25 protein-coding genes are annotated in these 24,937 nt (G+C 41.8%); 9 read left to right on the top strand and 16 right to left on the bottom strand.

The window, feature by feature from the left end:
* Positions 1 to 69 precede the first annotated feature (69 nt).
* The gene (locus AB0756_RS09360) at positions 70 to 1,266 is read right to left on the bottom strand and encodes a glycosyltransferase family 4 protein (protein WP_038075575.1); all 1,197 of its coding nucleotides are present in this window, start codon (positions 1,264 to 1,266) and stop codon (positions 70 to 72) included.
* A 265-nt stretch (positions 1,267 to 1,531) separates the two neighbouring features.
* Between AB0756_RS09360 and gloB the strand changes: the two genes are divergently transcribed.
* The 3 genes from gloB (at position 1,532) to dnaB (ending at position 5,793) form a co-directional block, all read left to right on the top strand.
* Positions 1,532 to 2,305, top strand: coding sequence for a hydroxyacylglutathione hydrolase (gene gloB / locus AB0756_RS09355; RefSeq protein ID WP_038075572.1), 774 nt, complete (start codon positions 1,532 to 1,534; stop codon positions 2,303 to 2,305).
* A 274-nt stretch (positions 2,306 to 2,579) separates the two neighbouring features.
* The gene (gene rplI / locus AB0756_RS09350; protein WP_038075569.1) at positions 2,580 to 3,038 is read left to right on the top strand and encodes a 50S ribosomal protein L9; all 459 of its coding nucleotides are present in this window, start codon (positions 2,580 to 2,582) and stop codon (positions 3,036 to 3,038) included.
* A gap of 145 nt (positions 3,039 to 3,183) precedes the next feature.
* The gene (gene dnaB / locus AB0756_RS09345) at positions 3,184 to 5,793 is read left to right on the top strand and encodes a replicative DNA helicase (protein WP_202048582.1); all 2,610 of its coding nucleotides are present in this window, start codon (positions 3,184 to 3,186) and stop codon (positions 5,791 to 5,793) included.
* 56 nt (positions 5,794 to 5,849) lie between these two features.
* On the opposite strand, the gene AB0756_RS09340 is transcribed toward dnaB, so the two are convergent.
* Together AB0756_RS09340 and AB0756_RS09335 are read right to left on the bottom strand one after the other, a co-directional pair.
* A complete protein-coding gene (locus AB0756_RS09340) occupies positions 5,850 to 6,374 on the bottom strand; it encodes an FKBP-type peptidyl-prolyl cis-trans isomerase (protein ID WP_038075565.1) in 525 nt (174 codons plus the stop codon).
* A 78-nt stretch (positions 6,375 to 6,452) separates the two neighbouring features.
* Positions 6,453 to 6,776 carry a phasin family protein gene (locus tag AB0756_RS09335; RefSeq protein ID WP_038075562.1) on the bottom strand — a complete coding sequence of 108 codons (324 nt, stop codon included), beginning with the start codon at positions 6,774 to 6,776 and terminating at the stop codon, positions 6,453 to 6,455.
* Between the two features lie 132 nt (positions 6,777 to 6,908).
* On the opposite strand from AB0756_RS09335, the gene AB0756_RS09330 reads away from it, so the two are divergent.
* Positions 6,909 to 7,217, top strand: coding sequence for a TIGR03792 family protein (locus AB0756_RS09330; protein WP_038075558.1), 309 nt, complete (start codon positions 6,909 to 6,911; stop codon positions 7,215 to 7,217).
* A 1-nt stretch (position 7,218) separates the two neighbouring features.
* Here the strand turns inward: AB0756_RS09330 and AB0756_RS09325 are convergent, their stop codons facing one another.
* Together AB0756_RS09325 and AB0756_RS09320 are read right to left on the bottom strand one after the other, a co-directional pair.
* The gene (locus AB0756_RS09325; RefSeq protein WP_038075683.1) at positions 7,219 to 7,596 is read right to left on the bottom strand and encodes a response regulator; all 378 of its coding nucleotides are present in this window, start codon (positions 7,594 to 7,596) and stop codon (positions 7,219 to 7,221) included.
* A 103-nt stretch (positions 7,597 to 7,699) separates the two neighbouring features.
* Positions 7,700 to 9,250: an ATP-binding protein gene (locus AB0756_RS09320; protein WP_038075555.1), complete on the bottom strand. Its 1,551-nt coding sequence runs from the start codon at positions 9,248 to 9,250 to the stop codon at positions 7,700 to 7,702.
* Positions 9,251 to 9,380: 130 nt separating this feature from the next.
* On the opposite strand from AB0756_RS09320, the gene AB0756_RS09315 reads away from it, so the two are divergent.
* Positions 9,381 to 9,860 carry a hypothetical protein gene (locus AB0756_RS09315; protein WP_038075552.1) on the top strand — a complete coding sequence of 160 codons (480 nt, stop codon included), beginning with the start codon at positions 9,381 to 9,383 and terminating at the stop codon, positions 9,858 to 9,860.
* A gap of 789 nt (positions 9,861 to 10,649) precedes the next feature.
* Here the strand turns inward: AB0756_RS09315 and AB0756_RS09310 are convergent.
* From AB0756_RS09310 to AB0756_RS09270, 9 genes are all read right to left on the bottom strand, one after another.
* Positions 10,650 to 11,180: a DUF2141 domain-containing protein gene (locus AB0756_RS09310; RefSeq protein ID WP_082051668.1), complete on the bottom strand. Its 531-nt coding sequence runs from the start codon at positions 11,178 to 11,180 to the stop codon at positions 10,650 to 10,652.
* A gap of 118 nt (positions 11,181 to 11,298) precedes the next feature.
* A complete protein-coding gene (locus AB0756_RS09305; protein ID WP_050045589.1) occupies positions 11,299 to 11,904 on the bottom strand; it encodes a TetR/AcrR family transcriptional regulator in 606 nt (201 codons plus the stop codon).
* 71 nt (positions 11,905 to 11,975) lie between these two features.
* Positions 11,976 to 12,656, bottom strand: a complete 681-nt coding sequence (locus AB0756_RS09300) for an O-methyltransferase (protein ID WP_038075546.1) — start codon at positions 12,654 to 12,656, stop codon at positions 11,976 to 11,978.
* 48 nt (positions 12,657 to 12,704) lie between these two features.
* Positions 12,705 to 13,388, bottom strand: coding sequence for a glutathione S-transferase family protein (locus tag AB0756_RS09295; RefSeq protein WP_038075543.1), 684 nt, complete (start codon positions 13,386 to 13,388; stop codon positions 12,705 to 12,707).
* A gap of 320 nt (positions 13,389 to 13,708) precedes the next feature.
* Positions 13,709 to 14,422, bottom strand: a complete 714-nt coding sequence (locus AB0756_RS09290) for a DJ-1/PfpI family protein (protein ID WP_038075540.1) — start codon at positions 14,420 to 14,422, stop codon at positions 13,709 to 13,711.
* 72 nt (positions 14,423 to 14,494) lie between these two features.
* Positions 14,495 to 15,277 carry a methyltransferase domain-containing protein gene (locus AB0756_RS09285; RefSeq protein ID WP_038075537.1) on the bottom strand — a complete coding sequence of 261 codons (783 nt, stop codon included), beginning with the start codon at positions 15,275 to 15,277 and terminating at the stop codon, positions 14,495 to 14,497.
* Between the two features lie 259 nt (positions 15,278 to 15,536).
* The gene (locus AB0756_RS09280) at positions 15,537 to 16,421 is read right to left on the bottom strand and encodes a TauD/TfdA dioxygenase family protein (protein WP_050045588.1); all 885 of its coding nucleotides are present in this window, start codon (positions 16,419 to 16,421) and stop codon (positions 15,537 to 15,539) included.
* A gap of 38 nt (positions 16,422 to 16,459) precedes the next feature.
* Positions 16,460 to 17,455 carry a TauD/TfdA dioxygenase family protein gene (locus tag AB0756_RS09275; RefSeq protein ID WP_237265826.1) on the bottom strand — a complete coding sequence of 332 codons (996 nt, stop codon included), beginning with the start codon at positions 17,453 to 17,455 and terminating at the stop codon, positions 16,460 to 16,462.
* A 160-nt stretch (positions 17,456 to 17,615) separates the two neighbouring features.
* Complete coding sequence (locus AB0756_RS09270) at positions 17,616 to 18,560, bottom strand: zinc-binding dehydrogenase (protein ID WP_038075532.1); 945 nt, start codon at positions 18,558 to 18,560, stop codon at positions 17,616 to 17,618.
* 382 nt (positions 18,561 to 18,942) lie between these two features.
* Between AB0756_RS09270 and AB0756_RS09265 the strand changes: the two genes are divergently transcribed.
* Positions 18,943 to 19,347, top strand: coding sequence for a VOC family protein (locus AB0756_RS09265; RefSeq protein ID WP_038075529.1), 405 nt, complete (start codon positions 18,943 to 18,945; stop codon positions 19,345 to 19,347).
* A 61-nt stretch (positions 19,348 to 19,408) separates the two neighbouring features.
* Here the strand turns inward: AB0756_RS09265 and AB0756_RS09260 are convergent, their stop codons facing one another.
* Positions 19,409 to 20,353 carry a prephenate dehydratase gene (locus tag AB0756_RS09260; protein WP_050045587.1) on the bottom strand — a complete coding sequence of 315 codons (945 nt, stop codon included), beginning with the start codon at positions 20,351 to 20,353 and terminating at the stop codon, positions 19,409 to 19,411.
* Between the two features lie 280 nt (positions 20,354 to 20,633).
* Between AB0756_RS09260 and AB0756_RS09255 the strand changes: the two genes are divergently transcribed.
* On the top strand, positions 20,634 to 21,440 hold the full coding sequence (locus AB0756_RS09255) for a phytanoyl-CoA dioxygenase family protein (RefSeq protein WP_038075671.1): 807 nt from the start codon (positions 20,634 to 20,636) through the stop codon (positions 21,438 to 21,440).
* Between the two features lie 160 nt (positions 21,441 to 21,600).
* A complete protein-coding gene (locus AB0756_RS09250) occupies positions 21,601 to 22,677 on the top strand; it encodes a glycoside hydrolase family 43 protein (RefSeq protein WP_038075526.1) in 1,077 nt (358 codons plus the stop codon).
* Positions 22,678 to 22,875: 198 nt separating this feature from the next.
* Here the strand turns inward: AB0756_RS09250 and AB0756_RS09245 are convergent, their stop codons facing one another.
* Positions 22,876 to 23,145 carry a GlsB/YeaQ/YmgE family stress response membrane protein gene (locus AB0756_RS09245; RefSeq protein WP_038075523.1) on the bottom strand — a complete coding sequence of 90 codons (270 nt, stop codon included), beginning with the start codon at positions 23,143 to 23,145 and terminating at the stop codon, positions 22,876 to 22,878.
* A gap of 457 nt (positions 23,146 to 23,602) precedes the next feature.
* On the opposite strand from AB0756_RS09245, the gene AB0756_RS09240 reads away from it, so the two are divergent.
* Positions 23,603 to 24,148, top strand: coding sequence for a hypothetical protein (locus tag AB0756_RS09240; RefSeq protein ID WP_038075520.1), 546 nt, complete (start codon positions 23,603 to 23,605; stop codon positions 24,146 to 24,148).
* Positions 24,149 to 24,937 lie beyond the last annotated feature (789 nt).

Below are 24,937 nucleotides of genomic sequence, written 5' to 3'. Positions count from 1 at the left end.
GATATCCATTACTTCATGTCGAAACTTCACTAGTTTTTTCGTTCCGTAAAAACGGATTTGATATACTTCTTATAACTTTTGAAGCATCTGTGATAGTATCCCTGCCATTGCATCAATGCTGTAGAAATCAACACATTTTTTTCTAGCTAACTTTCCTTTTTCCTGAGCTTCTTCCAGATGATTGAATATCCATTGAATCTTGTCAGCTACTTGTTCCGGGCAACTGGGATCGACAAGATAGCCAGTATCACCTAAAATTTCCGGAATATCTCCCACTCGTGTTGCTAAAATAGGCTTGGCCATCGACATACCATCTGTGATTTTTAGTGGAAACTGAGCCAAAGCAGCTGGAGTATTTCGTTGCGGTACAACAATGACGTGGGCTGCTGAAACAATTTCAGGCATGGCTGTAGGTGGAGATTTAGGTAACTGGATAATCCAACGTCCCCAACGTTCTATCAGTTGAGAATCGTAGTCATCATAGGGACTACCACCCACAATCACCAGCCTTAAATCTGGTTCATTTAGTATATCTAGCGCCATTAAAACATCTTCAACACCTTTGTATGGTCTTGGGGCACCAGGAAACATTAAAATACGGTATTTAGAAAGCCCGTAACGTGCTCTACTTTCCTCTGCATTATATTTTTCTGGATTAAAAAGATTTGTATCTTTCCCATTAGGGACGTAAACGCCTCCAAATTTCGCTTTTAAGAATTGAGTGTGAATGGTGACAGCATCAGCGCGACCGACCATGTTTTCCATCCATTTCAAATAAAACGGGTGATCGGGATTTCGCAAGGCACCATTCTGTTTAAAAAGGTCTCTAGCAAATTGCTTGGGGGAAGGGTGATATTGCCATTTTTCTCCACCATACCAACTCAGTTCCCAGTCGTCTATATCTAAAATAATAGGTCGTTGACTGCTTAGTTTTTTCAACATAGACAAACCGAATGTTGTTGTTTTCGGTCGCATAGCATAAATAATATCACCGTCAACTTTTTTTAAAAGTTGAGAGGCTTCACCCAGAAATTTTGGATAATTGTGAGCAGTTAATTTATAAACAGGTATTTCAGATTGAGGGTTTGTCCCCGGTTCGCTCCCAAAATCAAATCCTAAAATTTCTACTTGGTATTGAAGTTTTTGAAGTGCTTGAGCTAGCAAAAACGAACGGACGGCACCTCCCCACCTTCCAGCTCCAGCACTTGATAAATCGCTAACCAATATTGAAACTTTAAATTGAGTTTTATTTTTTAGGACAAGCATAATATTTTAGTTCTCTCGCAAAGATTTTTTGCTATTGAAATTCGAGCTTAAAATTCAATGACATCCAGCTACTATTTCATTAAAAAGAAAATATTGACAGGAAATATTATTAAAGGAATAGGATTAACAATTTACCCAAAAATATAACGTTATTTTTACTCAGAGCTAAGAGTGATTACACGGAAAAATTATAGAAAGTCGGAGCAGTGAAAATTAAAATTCAGTACAATTTCGGTAGTTATTATTTTTAACTGAGGTGAACCAGATGCAAGTGTTCCGTCTTGAGGCACTTTCAGACAATTACATTTTTTTGCTGCACGCTCCAAAGCAAAACATAGCGGCTGTTGTCGATCCAGCTGAAACAGAACCAGTTTTTAGGAAACTGAAAGAACTAAAAGCTGAGTTAGTAGCTATTTTTAACACGCACCACCATCACGACCATGTAGGAGGGAATCGGGAACTGATTCAAAAATTTCCCCAATTAACGGTTTATGGTGGAGCCGAAGATAACGGTAGAATACCGGGACAAAAGGTATTTTTGCGGGAAGGCGATCGCGTACAATTTGCAGATCGAGAAGCGGAGGTGCTGTTCGTTCCCGGACATACCCGAGCTCATATTGCCTACTACTTTGCTCCTAAAAACTCCAGTGAACCAGGAGAGTTATTCTGTGGGGATACTCTATTTGCTGGTGGTTGCGGACGTTTATTTGAGGGGACACCAACACAAATGGTAGACTCCTTAGGCAAACTTCGCCTGTTACCGGACAATACCCGTGTTTGGTGCGCTCACGAATACACTTTGAAAAATTTGCAATTTGCCCTAACTGTCGATGCAAGCAACATTGACTTACAAAACCGCTTTGAAGAAGTCAAAGCTTTCCGCAATCAAGGAGAAGCTACGGTTCCTTCATTACTGGGAGTCGAAAAGCGTACAAATCCCTTTTTACGTTGGGAGCAGCCAACATTACAATCATCCGTAAACAGTTACGACCCCGTACAAACCTTTGCGCGGTTGAGGGGAATGAAAGACCAATTTTAGCTAATGGCGAACCCGTTCGCGTTCGCGAAGCGTGTGCCTTGCACATAGCGTCTCCGTAAGGAGATAGGGCTAACGGCTAATTGCTACAAAACCATTAGCTATTAGCTATTAGCCATTAGCTAAAAAAAGTTGCGATCGTACCAATTTTTCGCTATGATCTTTAGGTTTGATGATAAACGCTCTTGCTTCTCAGGATACAGCTACGATGTAAGCGATCGCAGTACGAAGCTCAAGCGATTAATATTTTAAAGACAGTAGAGAAACAAGAACAAAGATGGCGAAACGCATACAGTTAGTCTTAACTCAAGACGTCAGCAAGCTGGGAAGATCCGGCGATCTAGTAGAAGTCGCTCCTGGCTATGCTCGGAACTACCTGGTTCCTAGAAAATTAGCTACTCAAGCAACCCCTGGAATTTTGAAGCAAGTTGAGCGTCGGCGCGAGCTAGAACGTCAGAAACAACTGGAACTGAAGCAACAAGCTCAAGAGCAAAAAGCAACCATAGAAAAAGCTGGTAGCTTTAACATCGCCAAACAGGTTGGTGAAGGTGAAGCGATTTTCGGTACTGTGACCACTCAAGAAGTCGCAGATGTTATTAAACAAATTACAGGGCTGGAAGTGGATCGTCGTGGTATCACGATACCAGATATCAGCAAGTTAGGTAGTTATGAAGCTGACATCAAGTTGTTTACAGACGTAACAGCGAAAGTCAACATTGAAGTGGTAGCTAGCTAAGTCGGGCAGAAAATCAATTTTTTGTAAAAAAATATGCGTATTGTAAAGAGACGTTGCGTTGCAACGTCTTTTTATTAGACGGACAAATTTTGGTTTATAAGAGTAATAGTTCATTTGTATTGAAAAGCTTTAAACAAATTCTTTTATGTCAGAAGAACTTAACTTTCAAGGCAATGGCATGGATCGCCTCCCGCCCCAAAATATAGAGGCAGAAGAAGCGATACTGGGCGGTATACTGCTAGATCCAGAAGCAATTAGCAGGGTGCGCGATCGCCTCGTCCCAGAAGCTTTTTATATCAGTGCTCATAAAGATATTTATCAAGCTACATTACGCCTCCACAATCAAGGAAAACCCACTGACTTACTTGCGGCGATCAACTGGCTCAATGACCACGATATGTTAACCCGTGTTGGTGGAAGAAATAAACTTACTACGCTGGTAGACCGCACGGTGTCAGCCGTTAACATTGATGCTTTAGCAGAGTTAGTCATGGAAAAATTCCTGCGGCGTCAGCTGATAAAAGCAGGTAATGACATCGTACAACTGGGTTTTCAGACAGACACCGAACTACCCGTTGTTCTCGACCAAGCAGAACAAAAAGTTTTTAACGTTACCCAAGAACGTCCCCAAGTGGGTTTAGTTCATATTGAGGACACGTTAATTAATGCCTTTCAAGATATAGAAACTCGCAATCAAGGAATCGCCTTACCGGGAATTCCCTGTGGTTTTTATGACTTAGATGCATTAACCAGTGGTTTTCAGCGTTCCGATCTAATTATTGTTGCAGGGCGTCCGTCTATGGGTAAGTGTGTCGCCTATGATACAGAAATCGTATTAGCAGATGGTTCAATTTCTACTATTGAAGAAATTTATCGCCATTCTCAAGCAGAATTGTTAACTTTAACGGATGATTGGAAACTCCAGATAACTCAACCATCAGCATTTATTGATGACGGAATTAAACCGATTTTTCGCGTTACAACTCAATTGGGGCGGTTTGTTGAGACTACAATGACTCATCCCTATTTAACCATTGATGGATGGTACCCCCTTTCAGAACTGACTGTAGGAACTAGAATTGCTGTTCCTCGCAAAATTAATATATTTGGGACAAAGAAAGTTCGTGAATGTGAAGTTAAATTGTTAGCTTACTTTATAGGAAATAGTTGCTTAACAGGCCATACATTGGAATTTACGCATCCCAATCCTCTCATTCAACAAGACTTTATCCATGCAGTTACTAGCTTTTCTACTCAATTAAAAATTTGCGAAGAAAATTGTTTCGAAGCTTTATCACAATCGCATACAGCAAGAACTCAAGAACAAAAAAATTCTCTTGCTAAATGGTTGAAAAAGTTAGGATTGTGGAGCAAAGAAGCTAACACAAAGACAATTCCCGCTTTTGTGTTTCAACTAGAGCGATCGCAAATTGCTTTATTCCTCAACCGTCTCTTTGCAACAGATGGATGGGCAACTGTTTTGGCAAACGGTCAACCACAAGTAGGTTATTGCACTGTTAGCAAAAAACTAGCAAGACAAATACAACACCTACTCTTAAGATTTGGTGTTATTGCAACTTTTAAGCAGGAAAATATCAAATGTAAAGATACTAGTAAATTAGCTTGGCGATTGGATATTACTGATGACAATTCAATCAAAAATTTTATTTCAGATATTGGGATCTTTAGTAAAGAAACAAATTTAGCACAAGTACAAGCTGCTTTAATAACGAAGCAATATCAAACAGATTGTAGCCTTGTTCCAGTTGCAATAGACAAGGAAATAGCAGCAACTCAAGGTAAAAACACTTGGTTAGATTTAATTCAAAGTGTAGAAATTAAAGGATATACAAATATTCAGTTTGGGAAATTTACACCATCAAGCGATCGGCTTTTTACTTTAGCAACCGCATTAAAAGATTTGTCATTACAGCATTTAACAACAGGAGATGTTTATTGGGATACAATCGTTTCTATAGAACTTATAGGTTATAAACAAGTTTACGATTTAACAATTCCCGATACCCACAATTTTGTAGCCAATGATATTTGTGTTCACAATACTGCGTTCTGTCTAAACTTGGCTCACAACGTTGCAGCTTCATATAAATTACCAGTTGCAGTCTTTAGTTTAGAAATGTCGAAAGAGCAACTCGTGCAAAGGTTACTAGCCAGCGAAGCAGGAATTGAAAGTGGTTACTTGCGAAGCGGACGAATTAGCCAGACACAATGGGAACCTTTAAGCCGTGCTATTAGTACGCTCACGGAGATGCCAATTTATATTGACGATACTCCCAATATTACAGTTACAGAGATGCGGAGTCAGGCACGGCGCTTGCAAGCAGAAATAGGTTCCGAACTGGGACTGATTGTTATAGATTACTTGCAGTTGATGGAAGGAGCCGGTGATAATCGCGTACAAGAATTATCAAGAATTACCCGCAGCATCAAAGGTTTAGCACGTGAATTATCTGTTCCCATCATTGCTTTATCTCAGCTTAGCAGAGGAGTAGAGTCGCGCACCAACAAGCGACCAATGTTATCCGATTTAAGAGAATCGGGTTCGATCGAACAAGATGCGGATTTAGTCATAATGCTGTATAGGGATGAATACTATAACAGTGACAGCCCCGAGCGCGGAATTGCTGAAGTCATCATAGCCAAACATCGGAATGGTCCAACAGGTACCGTCAAACTGTTATTTGACCCACAATTTACCAAATTTAAAAATTTAGCTAAACCTGGAGGATATTAATACCAATAGCTAATGGCCATTAGCCATTAGCTATTAGCCATTAGCATTTAGCAGTATTACTCAATACCCAACAATTCCACATCAAAATTGAGAGTAGCATTAGGTGGGATCACGCCACCCGCACCGCGAGCACCGTAACCCAAGTCGGGAGGTATAATTAGCTGGCGACGACCGCCTACTTTCATAGTGCTCAGTCCTTCATCCCAACCTTTAATGACCTGTCCGACACCAAGTTTAAATTTAAACGGTTGGTTGCGATCGCGGGAACTATCGAATTTCTTCCCATTTTCTAAGGTACCTGTATAGTGAACAACAACCGTTTGTCCGGTTTTAGGAGTTGCGCCAGTTCCCTCCTTAAGTTCAACATACTTTAATCCAGAGGGTGTAGTAATGGCATTAGCTTCAGACATAGGTTTGCTTGCAATTAAGGTATTGTTTTCAGTTGTTTGAGTGGGTACTGGAGTTGTATCAGTCATCTGTTCCGCAATAGCTGTGTTTTGATTGTTACTACCAACTTGTGCCAGAACCAAGACGACAACACAAACCAGCATGAAACCCACGCTGAGTAAAATTGCTTTCAAAATAGTCCTCCCCACTAAGGAAGTCTGGTAATGAGATGACCAGCACGACAAAACTTAGTTTAAAACACAAAGCGATCGCTATCGCCAAAGCTTATTTTCTAAATCGCGGACTTGACGCTCCAAGCGGTCTATTCTACCGCGCAATTCATCCACTTCTGACTGACGAGCCACCCCCAAATCCTGCAACATATTCCGCAGTTGTCTTTGCATTTGAGCATCCCAGGTTCCCTGCTCTGACTTTAATTGCTGTACCATATCATCCATAACCGCCTTCGCCTGTTCGGGATCGAGCTTCCCATCTTTAACAAGGCGATCGCTTGCTTCCTTAACTTTATCCGCGACTAAGGATGTTGTACCAATACCCAACATTAATAACTGCTGCATCCAGTTGTTGTTGTCCATAATGCCTTTCTATCAATTGTTTCAAAGCAAAAAACCCTTTTTCATAAATCTATGCTATAGACCTATGCCACTAAGGTTAATTAATATAGAGTACAGCTCTATTCTGACAAACAAATATGAGGAATCAATAGTGTGGTTATCGAGCTACTCAAGGTGAAAATTCCGCCCGAACAACGGGAAAAATTTATCCAGAAGGATGCAGAAATTTGGACACCAGCACTTGCCAAGTATCCGGGTTTTCTGGGAAAAGAAGTATGGATCAACCCAAATGATGCTGCTGAAGTTGTTTTTATCATTCGTTGGGCAACACGGGAACAGTGGAAAGCCATACCTCAAGGTGATTTAGAGGCAATTGAAAAAAAGTTTACTCAAGCACTTGGATTTCCGCAAAAAATTGTAGAGTCAGAAGAATATCAAGTAAGGAAATTCCCGCAAAAGTGAGTTATATCCCCCAACCAAGCACCTTACTAATTTCTTGCGGTAATTTCAAAGGACGGAAGGGTTTGGCAAAGACAGCAGCAACTTGCAAACCACTAAAGCTTTCTCGGTCGGATTCTTGAACTTTAGCTGTCACTAAGATAACAGGAATTGGCTGAGTTGCAGGGTTAGCTTTAAGTTGCTGTAATGTTGTGCGTCCATCCATATCAGGCATCATCATATCAAGCAAGATGACATCTGGTTTGCGTTCTACAGCCAACTTGATTCCTTCCTCTCCACAAGAGGCTACAATCGCATTCCACCCCGCACCCATCTCTAACCCCAGTTTGGCAATTGCCCGCACATCTTCTTCATCATCAACGATTAAGACACTTTTGCTCATAGCAATGCCCCTCAAATTTTCATAATGATAATCTAACATTTGCTATCTATCCTATTTCTCAATCGGGGAGAACTAGGGTACGAGGTCAAAAAATATAGAACTTTTACAGTTCATGACTAACTGGTAACACAACATAAAAAGTACTGCCTTCACCTAAAATACTTTCAGCCCAAATTTTCCCATCATGCTGCTGTATTATATTTCGGCAAATAGCAAGCCCCAATCCGGTTCCTCCTTTTTGCCGTGAGTCAGATGCATCAACTTGTTGAAAACGCTCAAAAATAGTTTGCAATTTATCTTCTGGAATTCCTCGACCTTCATCTCGCACTGTAATCACAAGAGAATGGGGACTAAGATTAACATTCTTCCCCTCTGGCATTTCCCCCCTCTCGCCTTCCTGTTTGAGGAGATCGGCGCTTATCCAAACAGTGTCTCCCGGTTTTGAGAACTTAATGGCATTGCTGAGTAAATTCGTGAACGTTTGCAATAGGCGATCGCAATCTGCCCAAATTTCAATTTCAATCGGATTGACAACTAGCTTTACTTTTGAGTTATCTGCCATAGCCTGCATCGCTTCTGTCGCTTGCACTAATAACTGAGCAGCATGGCATCTTACCTTATGCATAAAAATTTTACCCGATTTCATCCGTTCCAAATCGAGAATGTCATTCACCAGACGGATCAGGCGTTCGGTATTGCTAGTGGCAATACTTAAAACTTTTTGTCCCTGCTCGGTCAAACTTCCGAGTTGACCGGCATCTAACAAATCCAACGCCCCCATAATAGACGTTAAAGGAGTACGCAGCTCGTGACTCACAAGAGAGATAAACTCATTTTCCAGTTGCTTGCGTTCGGTAATATCATTTGCAATCAGTAAAGCACATTGAACTTCGTTCAGTTCGATCGGTTCAACAGATAGCAGTATTGTCTTGACATCAGAGTCCTTAGTGCAAAACTCAAATTCTTGGTTGTGTAACGAACCAGTTTGTTGCAACAATTGCATGATACGAGACAGAGCATCTGAGTTTTTACTCAAATAAATCTCAGCAGTTGTGCGATCTATCACTTCTTCTAAGGAATAGCCGCTCATCCTTAAAAAACTGGGATTGACATCGATAAACCTTCCTTCGGTAATTGTAACAATAGCAATAGGATTGGGACTGGAGCGGAAAGCTTTGGAAAACTTTTCCTCTGCTTGTTGGCGTTCTCGAATTTCCTGCTGTAGTTGAGTATTTTGTGCTTGGAGTTGTTTTTGCAGTTTGCGAATTGTTAAGTGGTTTTCAATGCGGGCTAAAACTTCCTCTACTTGAAACGGTTTTGTGATGTAGTCTACGCCTCCAACAGCAAAAGCTTTGACCTTATCAAGTACATCCCCCAAAGCACTGATAAAAATCACCGGAATTTCACGGGTACGTTCGTTTGCTTTCAATTGCTGGCAAACATCATAACCATTCATTTCTGGCATATTGACATCAAGCAAAATCAGATCGGGAGGAGCTGCTGAAGCCCCCCGCAGTCCTGTTGAACCTTTAGTAACACTACGAACTTTATATCCTTGTGCCATCAACATTGCAGAAAGAAGGTTGAGGTTCTCCGGAGTATCATCGATTACCAAAATATCTGCTTTGTAAGTATTGGGGTTTCGAGCGTACATTTTCAGTGATGTTACTAAATTTAACAGTATAATTTTAAACTTTTTATTAAAAATTTTGAATAGTTTCGGACCTCCCCTAGTTCTCCCCGATTGTTCCTTAATCTAAAAAACATTGAACCGAGGTTATTTTATGATTCATCACTTTTCCATCTCCGTTAAAGATCCTTACCACGTTGCAACAGTTTTTGCCGAAATCCTGAAAGGACAAGCTCTTTCCTTTCCCCCTCACCCTGGTAGTTACATAGTTGTTGCCTTCGACGGACACGGTACAGCGATTGAATTTTACCCTTTGGGTACCGAACTCGTCCCTGGTGTAGAGAAAGAGCAATGTAATTTTGTACAAACTTCTAAAACTTCCGATTACAAGGATGTACATGCTGCTCTATCTGTATCTCTCAGCCAAGAAGAAATCGAGCACATTGGAAAACGTGAAGGTTGGCGTGTCGTTCGCTGTAACCGCGACTCTTTATTTGATGTCATGGAGTTGTGGGTAGAAAACAGATTGATGATCGAACTACTTACGACAGAAATGGCATCTCAGTATTTATCGCATTTTCTCCAACCAGAGGAAGCTGCGTACAAATATTTCAGCCCAGTCGCTGTTGGATAACCCTTTCTCAAAAAGAACAAAGACGCAAACAGTACATTAAAAATCAGTTTTTACAAAAAAGTTGCAAAACTTCTGCAGAGAGGTAAATTATATGCGACCCACAAAAATTCAACTTGTACTTACCATTATTGGCCTTACATTGTTCGGGTCTAACTTTATCCCTGCCATGCAACTAAAAGTGAAATACCGAACTATCTCTATCTCAGGTCAGGGTGTTGTTTCTCAACCTGTCAAAAGTACAGTAACAATTAAAGAACCTGGTTTTAATTTATCTAGTAATTCACTGAAAAAACAGTCTGAGAATAACCAGGTTTTCTTCTGGGACCTGAACCGCACCCACGCGCAGGTATGGAGAGGGTCCCATCTTTTGGAATTCCACAACGTCGAGAACCTGGTTGATTGAGAATTTTTTATAGTTCATCATATTTTTAATGTACGCAATTCTTCTTATTAAAATAGCAATTAACCACGACCCGTTTGTCTAAAAAGACGGGTTTTTGATTTGGCAAAATTGAGAAAATATTTACTCTATAACAATACCTTTGCCAATTTCTCAAAAGCCCTACAGACCGGAAGTCTGAGGCTACATAAAGAAAGCCCACCTACGTGGGCTAAAACCCAAAGCCCTTGCCTTGCGGTGAGACCAGTGCGTTCCCTTGTGCGTGGCACTTTCGTGCCATAGGCGGGTTTCCCGCGTCCCGGCAAGTCGCGTAGAGCCCTGCGGGCATAGCTTCGCATCGCGTAGCGTCTCCGCTCCTGAGATACCCTCTGACTTGAAAATGCTAGAAGTTACCCACCTAAAAGATAATTCAATTGAATTTGAATGTTTGTCGTTGAACCTGCAACTAGGACAGCCGCATCATTAAATCTAGGTGGACCAGTGCGGATAACTGGGTTTTCAGAAAATCCAAATCCCTCAAGTGGAATTCCCAAACCATTCCGATTCGCTTTATTGTCGCTGTTGGTGTCATGGAGAACAGCAACAGCATAATTGCCTGGTTGCAAATTTTTAAAGGTAACGGTTAATGGCATTGTTGCGATCGCAACGCACTGACTTTGTACAGCACTAGAGCTGTTGCTCGGAAAGCCCCTACTACTAGCAAATAAACTTAAACAAACTTGCCCTTGTCGGTTTTTCAACCCCTGTATTTCAACAGTTAATTGACTGTTTTGTTTGAGTCCCGCAAAGGATGGATTCGCTATTCCTCCAATCACTGAAAAAACTGAGGTAATGGCTAGAAATTTTAGAAAGCCTATCGATTGTTTTACTTTAATGTTTTTTGTCTTAGAAGTTGTCTGCAATTTACTAGATTTGTGCATTTTATATGTCCTTGATATAGGGTTTTGATAAATTTTTATCGAACGTTCAGTAGGTTAAAAGAGCGACTAGCATGCCAAAATCACTTACCAAACGCTCAGTAGGTAACAAGCAAAAAAATTAGCGCCTTTGAATTCCTTCTAGCAAAACCAAAATCATCTCATCAACTATCTCCTTTTTATAGGACACGGGTTCTGAAGAATAAACAACAGAAATACTTTCTAATAAAGACAAAAGAAAGCCGACAAGCAATTCAGGTCGAACAGCACCAATTCGATGATTTGCTTGAGCAGTTGTAAAGATTTGTCCAATGGGTTCAAAGATGGCTTGGTTAATTGCATTTGAAAGACGTTCCTTGGCTTCCTGGCTCAGAGAAGGCATATCTGTCTGCATCATGGCATGAAAGTTAATGGGATGTTGGGACAGAAACCAGTCAGTAACCCCTTCAAGTTGCGATCGCAATTCTCCCTCTGTTCGATGTAGCACGTTCTGTAATCCAATTCGATGACGTTCAAACAAACGTTCCCTAACAGAAACAAACAGTTCCTCTTTACTCGAAAAGTGATAGTAAAGCGATGCTTGACGCATCCCCACTGCCTTAGCGATATCACGCATCGTTACAGCTGTGTAGCCTCGAGCTTGGAACAGCAATTCAGCCACATCAAGAATGCGATTTCGCCCATCTGCTTGTTTATCTGAGATTGGGTTTTGAGAATCAGGGCTCACTATACTACTGAACGATTGGTAGGCTGCAATTAATAAAAAAATTAACAAAAACTGAGGGGCTGTGTCAAGAGCTAAGAGGGCAAGATTGAGTTAGTTACGAGTGCGATCGCAAATCCATCATATCCTTTACTACCTACAGTTTGGATTGCAGTAGCGCTTACGTAGGGCGACTGCGCTAGTAGCTCGTTAAATCGGCGCACTCCGCAAACGCTAGGATCGTTAGTGGTAGCATCAATGACAGTTCCATTGCGAACGACATTATCCGCAATGATTGCACTACCTTGACGGGCGAGCTTGAGTGACCAATCAAAGTAATCCGGATTGCTTGGCTTATCAGCGTCGATAAATATTAGGTCAAATACGTGACCCTCAGCTACAAGCTGTGGTAGTGTATCAACTGCCGGTCCAAGACGCAGCTCTACAACGTCGGTTAACCCAGCACGGGCAATGTTGGCACGAGCAATTTCAGCGTACTTTGGGTTGGCTTCTAACGTAATCAAGCGACCATCAGGAGGTAGCGCTTGTGCCAGCCAAATTGTACTGTAGCCCCCTAAAGTACCAATTTCTAGAATAGTGCGTGCGCCTTGGAATCGTGCCAACAAGTGCAAAAGTTTGCCCTGGTTTGGAGAAACGTTGTGTGCTGGCAAGCCAGCTGCGGCGCTAGCTTGAAGCGCCGCATCAAGTGCAGGATCGGACGGTACGAGCAAATCTGTAAAGTATTGGTCAACTACAGTCCATTGCTCCTGAGTCATATATCCTCACTTCATAATGTAATTCCAAACGCAGACAATTGCATTCCTCTATTTTTGAGCAGCACCGACAGCAGTAGGTTCACCAAGAATTTTAGTAAATCGTTCTATATAAAAGCTTACAGGATTTTCAACTGCCCGTATTGATTCGCGATCGCGCACAGTACTCCACCATTTTTGCAAGCGAGGTGTTTCTGTGGGTAAAGTAAAGTTGCGGAAATGCTCTAGAAGAGGTAAACGTTCAAACCAGGGGTAGAAACTGATATCAACTAAAGAGAATTGTTCTCCCAACCAATACGGACCCTTGCCAGATAGCTTGCTTAACCCTTCTTGCTCGACGTACAAAAGAGATTCCAAAAATTCTCTTTGTCCCTGTTCTCGTTCTTGCGTGTCTTTCCCGCGTAGAAATTTGTTAAACGCAGGTACAAGGCGAGTATTAGCGTAGTCGATCCAGATACGAGCGATCGCACGAGATGCGGGATCGCGAGGCAATAAAGGCGGTTCTGGAAAGACTTCATCAAGATACTCGTTAATGATGGCAGATTCATAGATGGCGACATCATTATGTTTGATGGCTGGGACTTTACCGTAGCGAGAAACTTGAGTAAAACCTTCTGGTTTGTTTTGTAAATCAATTTCAATAGGGGTAAAGTCAATTCCTTTTTCTAGCACAACAACACGAGTTCTTTGAGAAAACGTAGAGCCTTTGGAGAAGTAAAGCTGTATGGTGCTCATTTGACTACTTCCTTATTTAGGGTTGCAAAAAATGAAAGGCGCTAGGAGCAGAGAGAGGAAGTTAGGGAAAAAACGAACTACAAGGGGAGAGGCTTATATCCTAGCTCCCTGCTCCTTTAGTGAACTATAAATTTAGCTGGCATTTGCAGCAGCCAAGTTAATAATTACTTTTATCGCCCGAATTACCGTATATTACTTTAAAAGTATTTCACAGTCTTTGCAAAAACACAAGTATTTTTGCACATAAAGCTTTTGTAATTAACCAAAAGAGCGCTTTACTTCCTATTACGAACTACAGTTAGTTTAAATGGCTTAAATTTCTAAAACACTGTTGTCTTGAATTCAGATTTGATCTTTTGGATTATCTGTCGCCGCGTGTTATACATATTTTGAGTAGAAGCTTCCACCCTAGTAACAACATCAGGAGGAGCCGTTTGAGGAGAACCACTTTGAAAGGGGGGCTGCGGATTGTATTCTATTGCTAGCTGGACTTCCTGAGCAATTGCGTCACCAAATAACTCAGCAGCGATCGCCAATGCAAAGTCAATTCCAGATGTAACTCCTCCACCTGTAATTCGGTTGCGATCGATGACAACTCTTTCTGAGACTACCTGAACTCCAAGCTCTTGCAATAAATCTAGCGATCGCCAGTGAGTCGTGGCTCGATAACCTTGGAGTAATCCTGCTGCTGCTAGTATAAAAGAACCCGTACAAACTGAAGTCACATAACGGGCTTTTTCTCCCCGTGTTCTAACAAAATGAAGAAACTGTGAATCTTCCAACTTCAAGTTAACCCCAGGACCTCCCGGTACAACTAGCACATCGAAATCTGGAGCCTTTGCAAAGGTTGTATCGGGTAAAAAAGTCAAACCGCGCTCGCTGCGGATGGGGTCTAAGGTTTCCGATAGCAGATAGACTTGCGTATTTGGTAATTTGGAAAAAACTTCGTAAGGTCCCGTAAAATCTAACTGCGTTAGATTTGGGAATAAAATTATACCTATAGAGATGTTAGAGATATTTTTGTTAGTAGTCATTTTTAGTTTGTCGAGTTAAGAGATCGGCACTTTTATATGCTTCAGAAGTGAGACTTCGCTTTGCTTCAATTGTCATGCAAAATCTCCCAAACGACCCCATATAAGTATGCGTTTGTACGGAAAAAAGAATGGGCTTTCATCTTCTAGATACTTCATTAACTTTTCTCGATACCGTTGTACAAATCGCTCGTATGTTTCCCTATCGACTTGTTGCTCGTAGGCAGTTAATAATGTTCCACGATACCACTCAATAACTGCTTCTCGTGATGGCAATACGTGTCCGTATATTTGCAACCTCACTTCTTGTTCTACAAACCCCAATTTATAAAGTAGCCGGGCATACTTATCTGGTGATAGCACTGTCAAGCGACGTACATATCCCCCCAATTCTTGACTAAATTCCCGTGCTACCTCTGCTGCTACGGTATGTACTGGTTCTAAATCCATTGCAGGAACTTGTACGGCAAGTTGTCCCCCTAATTGCAGTTTTTCACGTAACTTTTCAAATAATCCCTCATGTCCTGTTACCCATTGCAAAGCAGCGTTAGAAAACACTAAATCAAATTTTCCCGGTACAGAATTTTCTTCAATATGTCCTTGCACAAACCGCAACCCGTGCCCCTCAAACTCACGTGCTGCTTGTAACATATTCTCTGAAGAATCCAACCCGATTGTCTCTCGTGCTGCTATTGTTTCGTGCAAGTATTTTGTCAACTTTCCCGTCCCACAACCAAGATCTAAAACTCGCATATTTTCTTGGCTGCGTACCATGTTGACTAAGTCATAAAATGGTCGGCTTCTTTCTGCTTGAAATTTTTCATATTGGGTAGGATTCCATGTATCACTAATTACCATATTTTTTACAGCCTGTAATTCTATTGAAGCAGAGTCTCGTGTCAGGAATTTTTATTTAGGTCTTAGTAAATTTTAACAACTAAGCACTAACCAACATTGCAGGATTTTCATTTTGCTTGAGATGGCAAACTAAATAGTTCCACAAAATGTAGGAGCGGGTTTAACCGCATAATTGCTAACCTGCATCAAGCGATTGGTGAACCTGCTCCTACCCAAATGCCTCTAGCTATCTTATCCAGATTTTTGGACTGTGCTGAACCTAAAAGGGACGGCTGCCCCGGATGCTAACCCTCTTTAAAATCCGAGTTGCGTTAGCATGAAATTCCGGACGATAGTGAGCCGTTGCCTGATTATCCCAATAAAGCAAGTCACCCTTGCTCCACTGGTGCCGATAGGCAAACCGGGGTTGTGTAATATGCTCCTGTAGACGCGCAATGAGTTTTGCTCCTTCCACATGGTCATAATCTACAATGTCTACCTCACTGGCAGCATTTAGAAAGAGGATTTTTTTGCCCGTATCTGGATGAGTGCGAACTAAAGGATGGATGGCAACTCGTTCGCCTGGTTCAGGGGAACGTCCTGCTGCATAGCCTGGCTTGGGATACTCATCCCGGTACTTGCCGTAAAAATTAAAGTGGCGTAGTTGTAAACCAGCAATTTGCTTTTTGGTGGCATCATCTAGCTCTTCGTAAGCCTGCTCCAAATTCACCCAGTAGGTATTAGGTCCTCCATTTTCAGGCAGTTGTACTGCATAAAGTAAGGAACCACTAGATGGTAAAGGAAGCCAATCATGATCGATATGGGGTAACAGTTCCCGATAGTTCGGGAAGACATTGACCGAACTCTCTTCAGCAGCAGCATTTGCCAGAGTAAGAACAAGGGGTGGCAAATATTCCTCGGTTTCACCTCTGCGGACGTAAGCAGGCTGCTGGAAAATATCACCAAAGTAACTGGCAAAGGCTAATAACTGGTCATCAGTTAATGTCTGGTTTTTAAAGATAAGAATGTGGCGATCGCGCCATGCCTGTTTCAGTTGCAGAATCACCTCTGGTTCGAGAGAATGACTGGCATCAACTCCCGTAACAATAGCTCCAAGAGCTGCTTCCGTGGGTGTAATCTCAATCCGATTTGCGGTGAGTGTCACGATTGTGTCTCCTTGATTTACAAAATATATGGTCAAAGTTAGGTGAGTGTAGGTGAATCCTCTATAACTTTCTGCTTGAAGACGTTTGGTAATTCTGCACTGAATACCTCACCTTGAACCACTTCTGAACGGAAACCATCAACCCCAACTGGAATATCACCGGTGATGGTGGTCCGATAGAGGACACGCTCGACATTCAAACGATCCAAATCTTGAGGAGCTAAATGCACGGTGGCGCGGTTGTCCCAGAACGCGATATCACCGTTGTTCCATCGGAAGCGGGTGGTGTAAGCAGGCTTGGTGATTTGGTTAAAGAATAACTCCAGAAGTAGCTGACTTTCTTGTGGTGATACGTCAACAATATGCGATGTGAAGCCTGGATTAACGAATAATGCTCGTTCACCAGTCTCAGGATGAACTCTTACTACTGGGTGGATTGAGACTAGTGGATTTACTGCAATCCGATTTGCGAATTTGCCGTTACGAGGATAATGCCCGCCACCATTAAAGCGATGTTCCGCTTTTAACGTATCTGCTAGTGCTCGCAGGGGCGCTGATAGACCTTCATAAGCTGCAACGAGATTGCTCCACTGGGTGTCACCACCGAAGCTAGGGACATTAACTGCGCGTAAAACTGACGCTGCTGGAGGGTTGATAGCTGCCGTTACGTCTGTGTGCCAGGGACCTCCACTGCGAAAACCGTACTGCCGCTCATAGAGCTTACGGTCTACAGGTTTAATTTGTGGAAATCCCGGAACTGGTTCGGGCTCTCCAAGGGGATGCGCGTAAGTCACTTCGCCAAAACGAGATGTGAAAACAACCTGACTCGCATGATCTATGTTTTGACCGCGAAAGAATACAACTTTCCACTTCAATAGTGCTTTACGAATTTCTTTGACTTCATCATCATTCAGAGGGCGGGAAAGGTCTACACCACTGATTTCAGCACCAATGAAACCACTAACTTGTTTGACTTCGATATGCTTGTACCCCATGTAGATTCTCCAAAGTTTGATATGTAGGGTGGTATTCACACTCGTCTAGTTTCTTTTGGAATCTTGCTATATCCATGCAAGCAATATTTCAAAGGAAAGAAGCATCGCTAAAAATATTTTACAGTAAATTGATAGATTAACCGTAGTATTTAACTATCGTTACTTTTGTTATTCATCATGGGTCATTACTCATCTGCCACTAATTAATATGCAACACAGCTTTGCCAACATAACGCCTGTCTAGTAATTGCTGTGCTAGTTCAGCAACTTGTGTCCAAGATGCTTCTACTTCAATATGAGGACGCAATTGACCTGCGGCAACTAGATTTGCTAGCCGTTTCAGACCAACTGCTGCTGATTCGCGTTTTAATTCGTGGAACAGAATCAGACCATACAGACTTGCACCACCAGTTCCATAAAATCGTGAAGCATCGAATGTCACTTCAGACCCTGCTGATGTACCAAACAGGACTAACACACCATCTTGTGCTAGCAATCCAAGAGCTGTACCAAGTACCGCACCACCTACTGAGTCTAAAATCAAATGGTAGGGACCAAATTCACGGGCAGGTGCGAGGTCTTCGCCAATGACAACTGACTGTGCTCCTGCTGCTTTCACCAAAGCTTCGTAATCTGGGTAACGAATATGTGCAACCACATATGCTCCTGATAACCGCGCTAGTTGAATAGCAAAATGTCCTACTCCTCCTGATGCACCTGTAATCAAAACTGGACGACTTAGGAGAGAACCGCCCTTAAGTAACGCGTGGTATGCAGTTAAACCTGCTACAGGTAGTGTTGCGGCTTGAGCAAAAGATACATTGGCAGGGAGTTCGGCGAGAGCATCTGTAGAAACAGCTACGAGTTCTCCCCAAGCACCGGAACGCACCAAGCCTACTACACGTGCTCCTTGAGGGGGACCAGAGCCATCAGATGCAGGAGTTTCTATTGTACCTGCTAAGTCCCAACCGGGCTGCCAACCTGCATCTGCGCTGGTCGATCGCCTGACTTCTCCTCGGTTTAAGGAAATTGCTGCGACTCTCACTATAGCTTGATTGGGAGTAGGTGTTGGTGCATCTACCTCATGGAGTGCCAAACGTCCTTGCACCTTTGGATCGACAATTACAGCACGTATTTTTCCCATAGAAAACTTCCTAGTTTGAGTTAAAAAACGTAAAGTTTTTATACATCAATCGTGATTATTTGTCCTGTGACTTCTAATGTGTTTAAAATCTAAATTTCTTTAACTATCTCAGCAATCTCTGAAATTCTACGGCAAACTGATAGATTTTTGTATTTTATACAACTTTGATTAGTAACATATCACAAAAAACTAAAGTTAACAATCTATTTATTAATAGTTAATATTTTGTAATTTGTAATTTGTGGTTAAGTGCTTTACTTAAGGTAGCAACTTTAAATCAAGAGTTGAAACAGTACAAATGTACGTAAATATTGCAACAATAAGGCGAACCGCTAGTTAACTTTATTTGTCATAACTTACTCATCTATCTTAAATAATTCTTATGCAAGTACAAGATACCCTTGAAAAATATCAGCAGGATAACCGTCCATCTATAGCAATAGGTCATGTAAGATTGGCTGTGACTGATGTTTCAAAGGCTACTGAATTTTTCGTAAAGCTAGGGCTACGTCATATTACTCAATCAGATGAGTTTGCAGTTTTAGAGTTACGGGGAGGAACACACTTAGTCATAAGAAAAACATCAGATCCTATTTCATCGGGAACAAATGCTCCCTTCGATCTGATGGTGGACGATATTATAACTGCAAGACAAACCTTTACAGAGTGGGGACTCACGGTTTCTGAAATTACAATTGGTAGAGTTCACAAATCATTTATTCTCACTGGACCGGATGGCTACTTAATTACAGTAACTTCCTCACATACTGGTGGCAGAGTTGTTTAAGCAAATCAGCAAATATTAGCAAATAGTAAATTGTCAGAGATGTAGCACTAACGCTAGGATGTTAGCGCCGATAGGCACCTATAAGAAGTGCTTGTCCGCCCGATCTCTGGGCTGCTTTAAGCACTGCATTGACTTTTTTGAGAGCATTTGACACGTTAGAGTCCGACTTAAGCCCAATCAGGTAACGGTAGCTGTGGATCTTCCCATCAAGCGGTGTTGAGTTTACGTTTACAACATGAAAGCCTACATCTTGCAGTTCTGCTACTGTGTAGGAAAACATTCGGGAGCCAGAAGGCACAAGAAGCGAAATAATCACATGATTCGGATGAGCAGTGAAAGTAGTTTGATTTGTCTTTACAATTACCCAGAAATTTGTTTCGTAGTCGTTATCTTGAATGTTATTTGCAAGTGTCTCTAGCCCGTAAACTTTAGCAGCAGCAGATGCGGCGATGGCAGCTGTTGTACCATCTCCGTTAGAGACTTCTTTAGCTGCTGCGGCAGTGGAATTTGCTTCCACTAATGGGATGTTTGGAAAATTTTGCTGCAAGTAAGTTGCCAGCCCTCGCAAAGCATTTGGGTGTGAAATAATCTTTTTGACATCACCTGCTTGTGTACCTGGCTTAACAAGAAGACTGGAGGCAATTGGTATTGTGACTTCATCAATGACGCGCCAGCCCGGATCTAATTCCTGAAATATAAGGCGATAAGTTTCAGTGACAAAGCCACTATCTGAATTTTCTATCGGTATAAGTCCGCGAGGCACTTCACCGCTTTTAATAGCAGCTGCGATCGCTGCGATCGTATTGTAGGGAACTGCTTGCTCGAACCCAGGCATCGTAGACTGATACACTCTGGTTGCTTGCTCTGAGTAAGTGCCTTGCGGTCCGAGGTAGCCAAATTTTTCAGCCAGTGCCAATTTGAGTTGTATTACTGCAGACAAGCCGAATGCAACAGTCGTGACGCCAGCAAGACTCAAGAGCGAGCGGAAAGGCTGGAGTGAGAACATGATAAAACTTGTTTCTGAAAATAAAGAACGATTAGTGTAAAAATGATTTTACAGTAGATAGGCTCATCTCTTACCGTTAGAAAGACATTCACTGTAAGGAATAGTTACAATTTTTGTATAGCAAGTAACTTTTTGCTCAAATAGTAAAAAATCACTTTTAGTTACAGTTACTAGAAGCATGGAAAGCGGTAGATATACTCCACCGCAAATATTGAATGTCTGGTATAGAGAGTCTAATTCAAATTAGGCTCTCATATTCTGAATGGGAAAGGATAGAAAAATGGTTCAAAGTATAGATAAAGCTAACTATACAGTTACCGATCTAGATCGACTCGCACAAGATTTAAATCGAGATGGAATTTGCGTGATTCGCGGTCTTTTTGACAAAAAACTGATTGAAGAGTGGGCTCAAGCTTTTGAAAAGTTATTTAGAGAGCGTCAAAATCAACCGGGTGGGCTGGCTCCTCGTGAAGTTGCTCGTTACTATCTAACCTTTCCTTGGGTTCCTCCATTTGCTAACGAGTTAGTTTTCGCCAATCCAACGATTTTGGGTATCCTCGATCGCGTGTTTTTCCAAGAATACGTCATGGTTCAGTTAGGAGCGGATATCCCGGTGCAAGGCTCCAATTATCAAGAAACTCACCGGGATTTTCGCCCCCTATTCTCAGACCAGATAGTAACACCACTCTATGCTCTGGCTGTTAACTTTCCTTTGGTTGAAGTTACGGAAGAGAATGGACCATTCCAGATGGCACGTGGGACACACCTTTTATCCCGTGAGGAGGGGCTGGGAAAGATTGCCAGTGGTGAAATTCCGATGGAATCTTTTTATATGCAACCCGGTGACGCTATCGTTCGCTCGCCTCTGGCGCTGCATCGAGGTTCACCAAACAGAACTGCTCAGCCGAGACCGATGGTAGTTATGGGCTATGTTATGCATTGGTTGCATACAGCGAAAGTGGATTTGACTGTACCGCGAGACTATTATGAAAGCCTTCCTGAGAAAGTAAGGCAGTTATTGCGATGTCAGGTAGTAGAGCAGTTGCCAAAGGAGAAAGTAGAAACTTATATAAATTTTAAGTACTAAGTCGTTCCTACAACCTACATTGTTAAACCATCATTTGTTATGAAGAAATAAGTCATAACAAATAATGGTTTAAAGCAGAACATTGACACATAGATAGAGGTTGGGGCAAGCAAAACGGAGGAAGATTTGTTATCTTCCCGTTTCACTTTCTACAGATACAATGTCTCATATCGATCCAACACCGGAAACCCTAACTCAAAAACGTACTTACACAAATCCAGTTTACAAAGGCTATTTCGCCGATCCCTTTGTTTGGAAGTACCAAGATGTATACTATGCGATCGGAACTGGTGCAGCAGAAGCACAAGGACAGATAGACGAAATCACAAATGCGACAAGCAATGATTCTGCCAACAACTTATATGTCTTTCCTCTATTACGCTCTTTCGATTTCCTAAACTGGCATTTTGTTGGTAACGCGCTAAAACGTCCAGACCCTACTCTTGGAGACAACTTTTGGGCACCCGAAGTTGCATACAGTGATGGTAAATTCTACCTTTACTACTCTGTGGGACACGAGGATAAAAATCATCAGTTGCGCGTTGCTACCAGCGATACTCCTGTTGGTCCTTATGAGGATATTGGAGAACCGTTGATAGATCCTAATTCTTGTCCCTTTGCCATTGACCCGCACCCATTCCGCGATGACGATGGGGAGTGGTATCTGTTTTACGCCCGAGATTTTCTCGACACTGAGGGTGGTACCCGTGCTGGGACTGCACTCTGTGTAGATCGGTTCCAAAGCATGACAAAGCTCTCCGGCTTTGGGAAAACTGTCTTGCGTGCGCGTTCGGATTGGCAGAGGTTTTTAGCCAACCGTTTGATGTACGGTGAAATTTTTGATTGGCATACCTTGGAAGGTCCTTGTGTCAGGAAACATGAAGGTCGGTACTACTGTTTTTATAGCGGTGGACGTTGGGAAACCGAAAACTATGGTGTGGACTATGGAGTTGCTGACAATGTGATGGGACCTTATTCAGATGCAGGTAACGAAACAGGACCACGCGTGCTGCGATCGCATCCCGGTTGTGTTCTCGGACCCGGACACAATTCAATTATTCTAGGTCCAGACCTAGAGACTGAGTATATTGTTTACCATGCTTGGGGAGTAAACATGGCGGCGCGACAGATGTGTATGGACGAGCTGATCTGGACGCCTGATGGACCCCGTTGCAACGGTCCTACTTGGACACCGCAGACCATCACTGAAAAAAGTATGAAGGAAGGTAAGGCGTGAGACCCATTATTTGCCAACAGCACTTTATAAGGAGAGGGGTTTGGGGTGAGGTTGATTTAGGATTCCTAGTTAAAAGCCCTTAATGATAGTAGCGCTATCCCAATCCTAGGATAGCGCCATTTTTCTTATTAAATCCAGGGATAATATATGAGCAAGGGCTCCCTGAGTTTTTAGTATAAATTAGCGTGCTTTAATACATTAAACAGCACGACGGGTGAGTAAATTCCAGATAAAAATAGCGACTAGCGCACCAACAACTGCTAATGCGATACCGGGGATACTAAGGGTAGTAGCAGCCAGTGAAAATTGACCCGTGCTAAAGAATACGCCTAAGCTACCACCAACAAAAGCACCAATAATTCCTAACAAGATCGTTCCTAAGATTCCACCACCTTGATGACCGGGGTAGATAGCTTTAGCAATAGCTCCAGCGATGAGACCTAATACAATCCAAGCAATAATGTTCATTGTTTTAAATGGGGTAAACTTTTTTATTTGACAATTACACAATAACAACTTAAATATGAATGTCCAATCTGTCAGCAGAATTAATTATTTACAAGTCTAAAGGCTGACATTAGTTGGTTTATTTCTTAAGACATAGATTGCTATTAAGAAAAATTAAAAAACTCCTAGTTAGGTCTCAAACTAGGAGGGAAGAAATTCATTGCTTGGTAATTGCAGTATAGGAATTTTTAAGAACCAATCTGTTCTACCAAAGGAATAAAACTCAAGAGTAAACATCTGTCGTCTTATGTAGCAGCCTACGCTCGGAAAACGAGTGGATGAATTGTCCTGAATGCGAACAACGCCACTTTACCGTGGTACCTACAAGAAATTTTGAGGAATTTTGTGGAAAATTGCGTATTCTCACAAACTAGAGTGTATTAACAATTAGCAATCACTACTCATCAAGTATCTCTTTATGTTCAAAGGAATTTTGTTCGCATTTGCAGCTGTTATTATCCCCTTAGCTAGCTACAGCCATAACTCAGCAATTGCCAATACCCCCATTCAGTATCATCTTTCTCAAAATACTAAGCAAACAAAAACAATACGTTACGAGCGCATTGGAGTCGGAGGTATAAGACTTTCTATGTCTGAAGCACAAGTCAGACAAATCTTAGGTAAACCTGTAAAGGTTACAAACGGATTCCTTGGTATTGTTGGTAAAACTCGGACTCTTCAATATTCAGGAATTACAGTTGATTTAGCCGAAGGTTCCCAACCGGGTAACTTTGATGTTTATCAAATCAAAGCTAATGGTTCTAAGTATGGAACACCTGATGGAGTCAAAATAGGTGACAGTCAAGAAAAATTAATGAAAATATATGGAAAAAGTCAACCCACTCAAAATGGTAATGTAACTCATTTTAACTACAGTATTGATAAACCCAGTCCCACAAGTTTTGTTTTTACTATTAAAAATGGTAAGGTCACGGAAATAAGCTGCTTTGATGTTCTTGCTTAACCCTCTCCTATCACTCTAGAGATAAAATAATTGAGGCGAATAGAATTCGCTGCTATACAAACAAAGTCCGCCTCTGCAGACTAATATGAAAACGGGGTTTGAAATTTTCTAGCAGCGAAAGTGATGAAAGCTTTCTTGCGGTTTTGCTCTCTAACCCCTTAAAAAAGGGGGGAACTTAATTCCAATTCTCCCTTTTCACGATGTTTTATCTCTTTTCTAGAGATCTGTGTACACCGTAGCTTTTTAAGCGGGGTTGCAATACTGCATGGAATCGCCTTTGTTTCCTCATACCAAGTTGCGTTTATACATTGTACTTTCTCCCTTGTCTTCCTTGTCCCCCTAGTCTCCCTTGTCCCATCAACAAGTGATGTCTTTGAATGCAACTTCGTATCACACCCCCTGCTTCTCTCTCTGGAAAATTGTTGAGAGCCTTTGATGTGTTGGGAGGGCTTGGGGGTGAAGGCTTTTTCCCGCTAGACGGTAGAATTTTTTCATCGGGATTACACGAGACAGGAGGGGGCGAAGAGCCTGGAAACGCGACGGGGTAAACGACAAGGAACAAAAATATAATATTTAGTTAAACTAACAATTAGTAATCAAGAAAATCAGATTAACGTATATTTTAGTTACAAAGGGATTGTATTTTTGCTGTACCCTATGTAATATTGCTAAATAAAACCCCAGTAAGTCAGTCAATAAACAGTATTTTAAAAGCTGTAGCTGACTTTGCAATCGTGTATAAATGGCATCCGCAAGCCCGCATTTAATTAAACAGGTGTATAGTGCGTG

It is taken from the genome of Tolypothrix campylonemoides VB511288_2, assembly GCF_045999855.1.
Lineage (GTDB): Bacteria > Cyanobacteriota > Cyanobacteriia > Cyanobacteriales > Nostocaceae > Scytonema > Scytonema bouteillei_A.
Note: the sequence above shows the minus strand (reverse complement) of the source record. Positions and strands in the feature narration are given on the sequence as shown.

Bases quoted from the DNA above. Each gene is read 5' to 3' on its own strand.
- AB0756_RS09360 (WP_038075575.1), bottom strand. From the start codon at position 1,266: ATGCTTGTCCTAAAAAATAAAACTCAATTTAAAGTTTCAATATTGGTT.
- gloB (WP_038075572.1), top strand. From the start codon at position 1,532: ATGCAAGTGTTCCGTCTTGAGGCACTTTCAGACAATTACATTTTTTTG.
- rplI (WP_038075569.1), top strand. From the start codon at position 2,580: ATGGCGAAACGCATACAGTTAGTCTTAACTCAAGACGTCAGCAAGCTG.
- dnaB (WP_202048582.1), top strand. From the start codon at position 3,184: ATGTCAGAAGAACTTAACTTTCAAGGCAATGGCATGGATCGCCTCCCG.
- AB0756_RS09335 (WP_038075562.1), bottom strand. From the start codon at position 6,776: ATGGACAACAACAACTGGATGCAGCAGTTATTAATGTTGGGTATTGGT.
- AB0756_RS09325 (WP_038075683.1), bottom strand. From the start codon at position 7,596: ATGAGCAAAAGTGTCTTAATCGTTGATGATGAAGAAGATGTGCGGGCA.
- AB0756_RS09320 (WP_038075555.1), bottom strand. From the start codon at position 9,250: ATGTACGCTCGAAACCCCAATACTTACAAAGCAGATATTTTGGTAATC.
- AB0756_RS09315 (WP_038075552.1), top strand. From the start codon at position 9,381: ATGATTCATCACTTTTCCATCTCCGTTAAAGATCCTTACCACGTTGCA.
- AB0756_RS09310 (WP_082051668.1), bottom strand. From the start codon at position 11,180: ATGCACAAATCTAGTAAATTGCAGACAACTTCTAAGACAAAAAACATT.
- AB0756_RS09300 (WP_038075546.1), bottom strand. From the start codon at position 12,656: ATGACTCAGGAGCAATGGACTGTAGTTGACCAATACTTTACAGATTTG.
- AB0756_RS09295 (WP_038075543.1), bottom strand. From the start codon at position 13,388: ATGAGCACCATACAGCTTTACTTCTCCAAAGGCTCTACGTTTTCTCAA.
- AB0756_RS09290 (WP_038075540.1), bottom strand. From the start codon at position 14,422: ATGACTACTAACAAAAATATCTCTAACATCTCTATAGGTATAATTTTA.
- AB0756_RS09285 (WP_038075537.1), bottom strand. From the start codon at position 15,277: ATGGTAATTAGTGATACATGGAATCCTACCCAATATGAAAAATTTCAA.
- AB0756_RS09270 (WP_038075532.1), bottom strand. From the start codon at position 18,560: ATGGGAAAAATACGTGCTGTAATTGTCGATCCAAAGGTGCAAGGACGT.
- AB0756_RS09265 (WP_038075529.1), top strand. From the start codon at position 18,943: ATGCAAGTACAAGATACCCTTGAAAAATATCAGCAGGATAACCGTCCA.
- AB0756_RS09260 (WP_050045587.1), bottom strand. From the start codon at position 20,353: ATGTTCTCACTCCAGCCTTTCCGCTCGCTCTTGAGTCTTGCTGGCGTC.
- AB0756_RS09255 (WP_038075671.1), top strand. From the start codon at position 20,634: ATGGTTCAAAGTATAGATAAAGCTAACTATACAGTTACCGATCTAGAT.
- AB0756_RS09250 (WP_038075526.1), top strand. From the start codon at position 21,601: ATGTCTCATATCGATCCAACACCGGAAACCCTAACTCAAAAACGTACT.
- AB0756_RS09245 (WP_038075523.1), bottom strand. From the start codon at position 23,145: ATGAACATTATTGCTTGGATTGTATTAGGTCTCATCGCTGGAGCTATT.
- AB0756_RS09240 (WP_038075520.1), top strand. From the start codon at position 23,603: ATGTTCAAAGGAATTTTGTTCGCATTTGCAGCTGTTATTATCCCCTTA.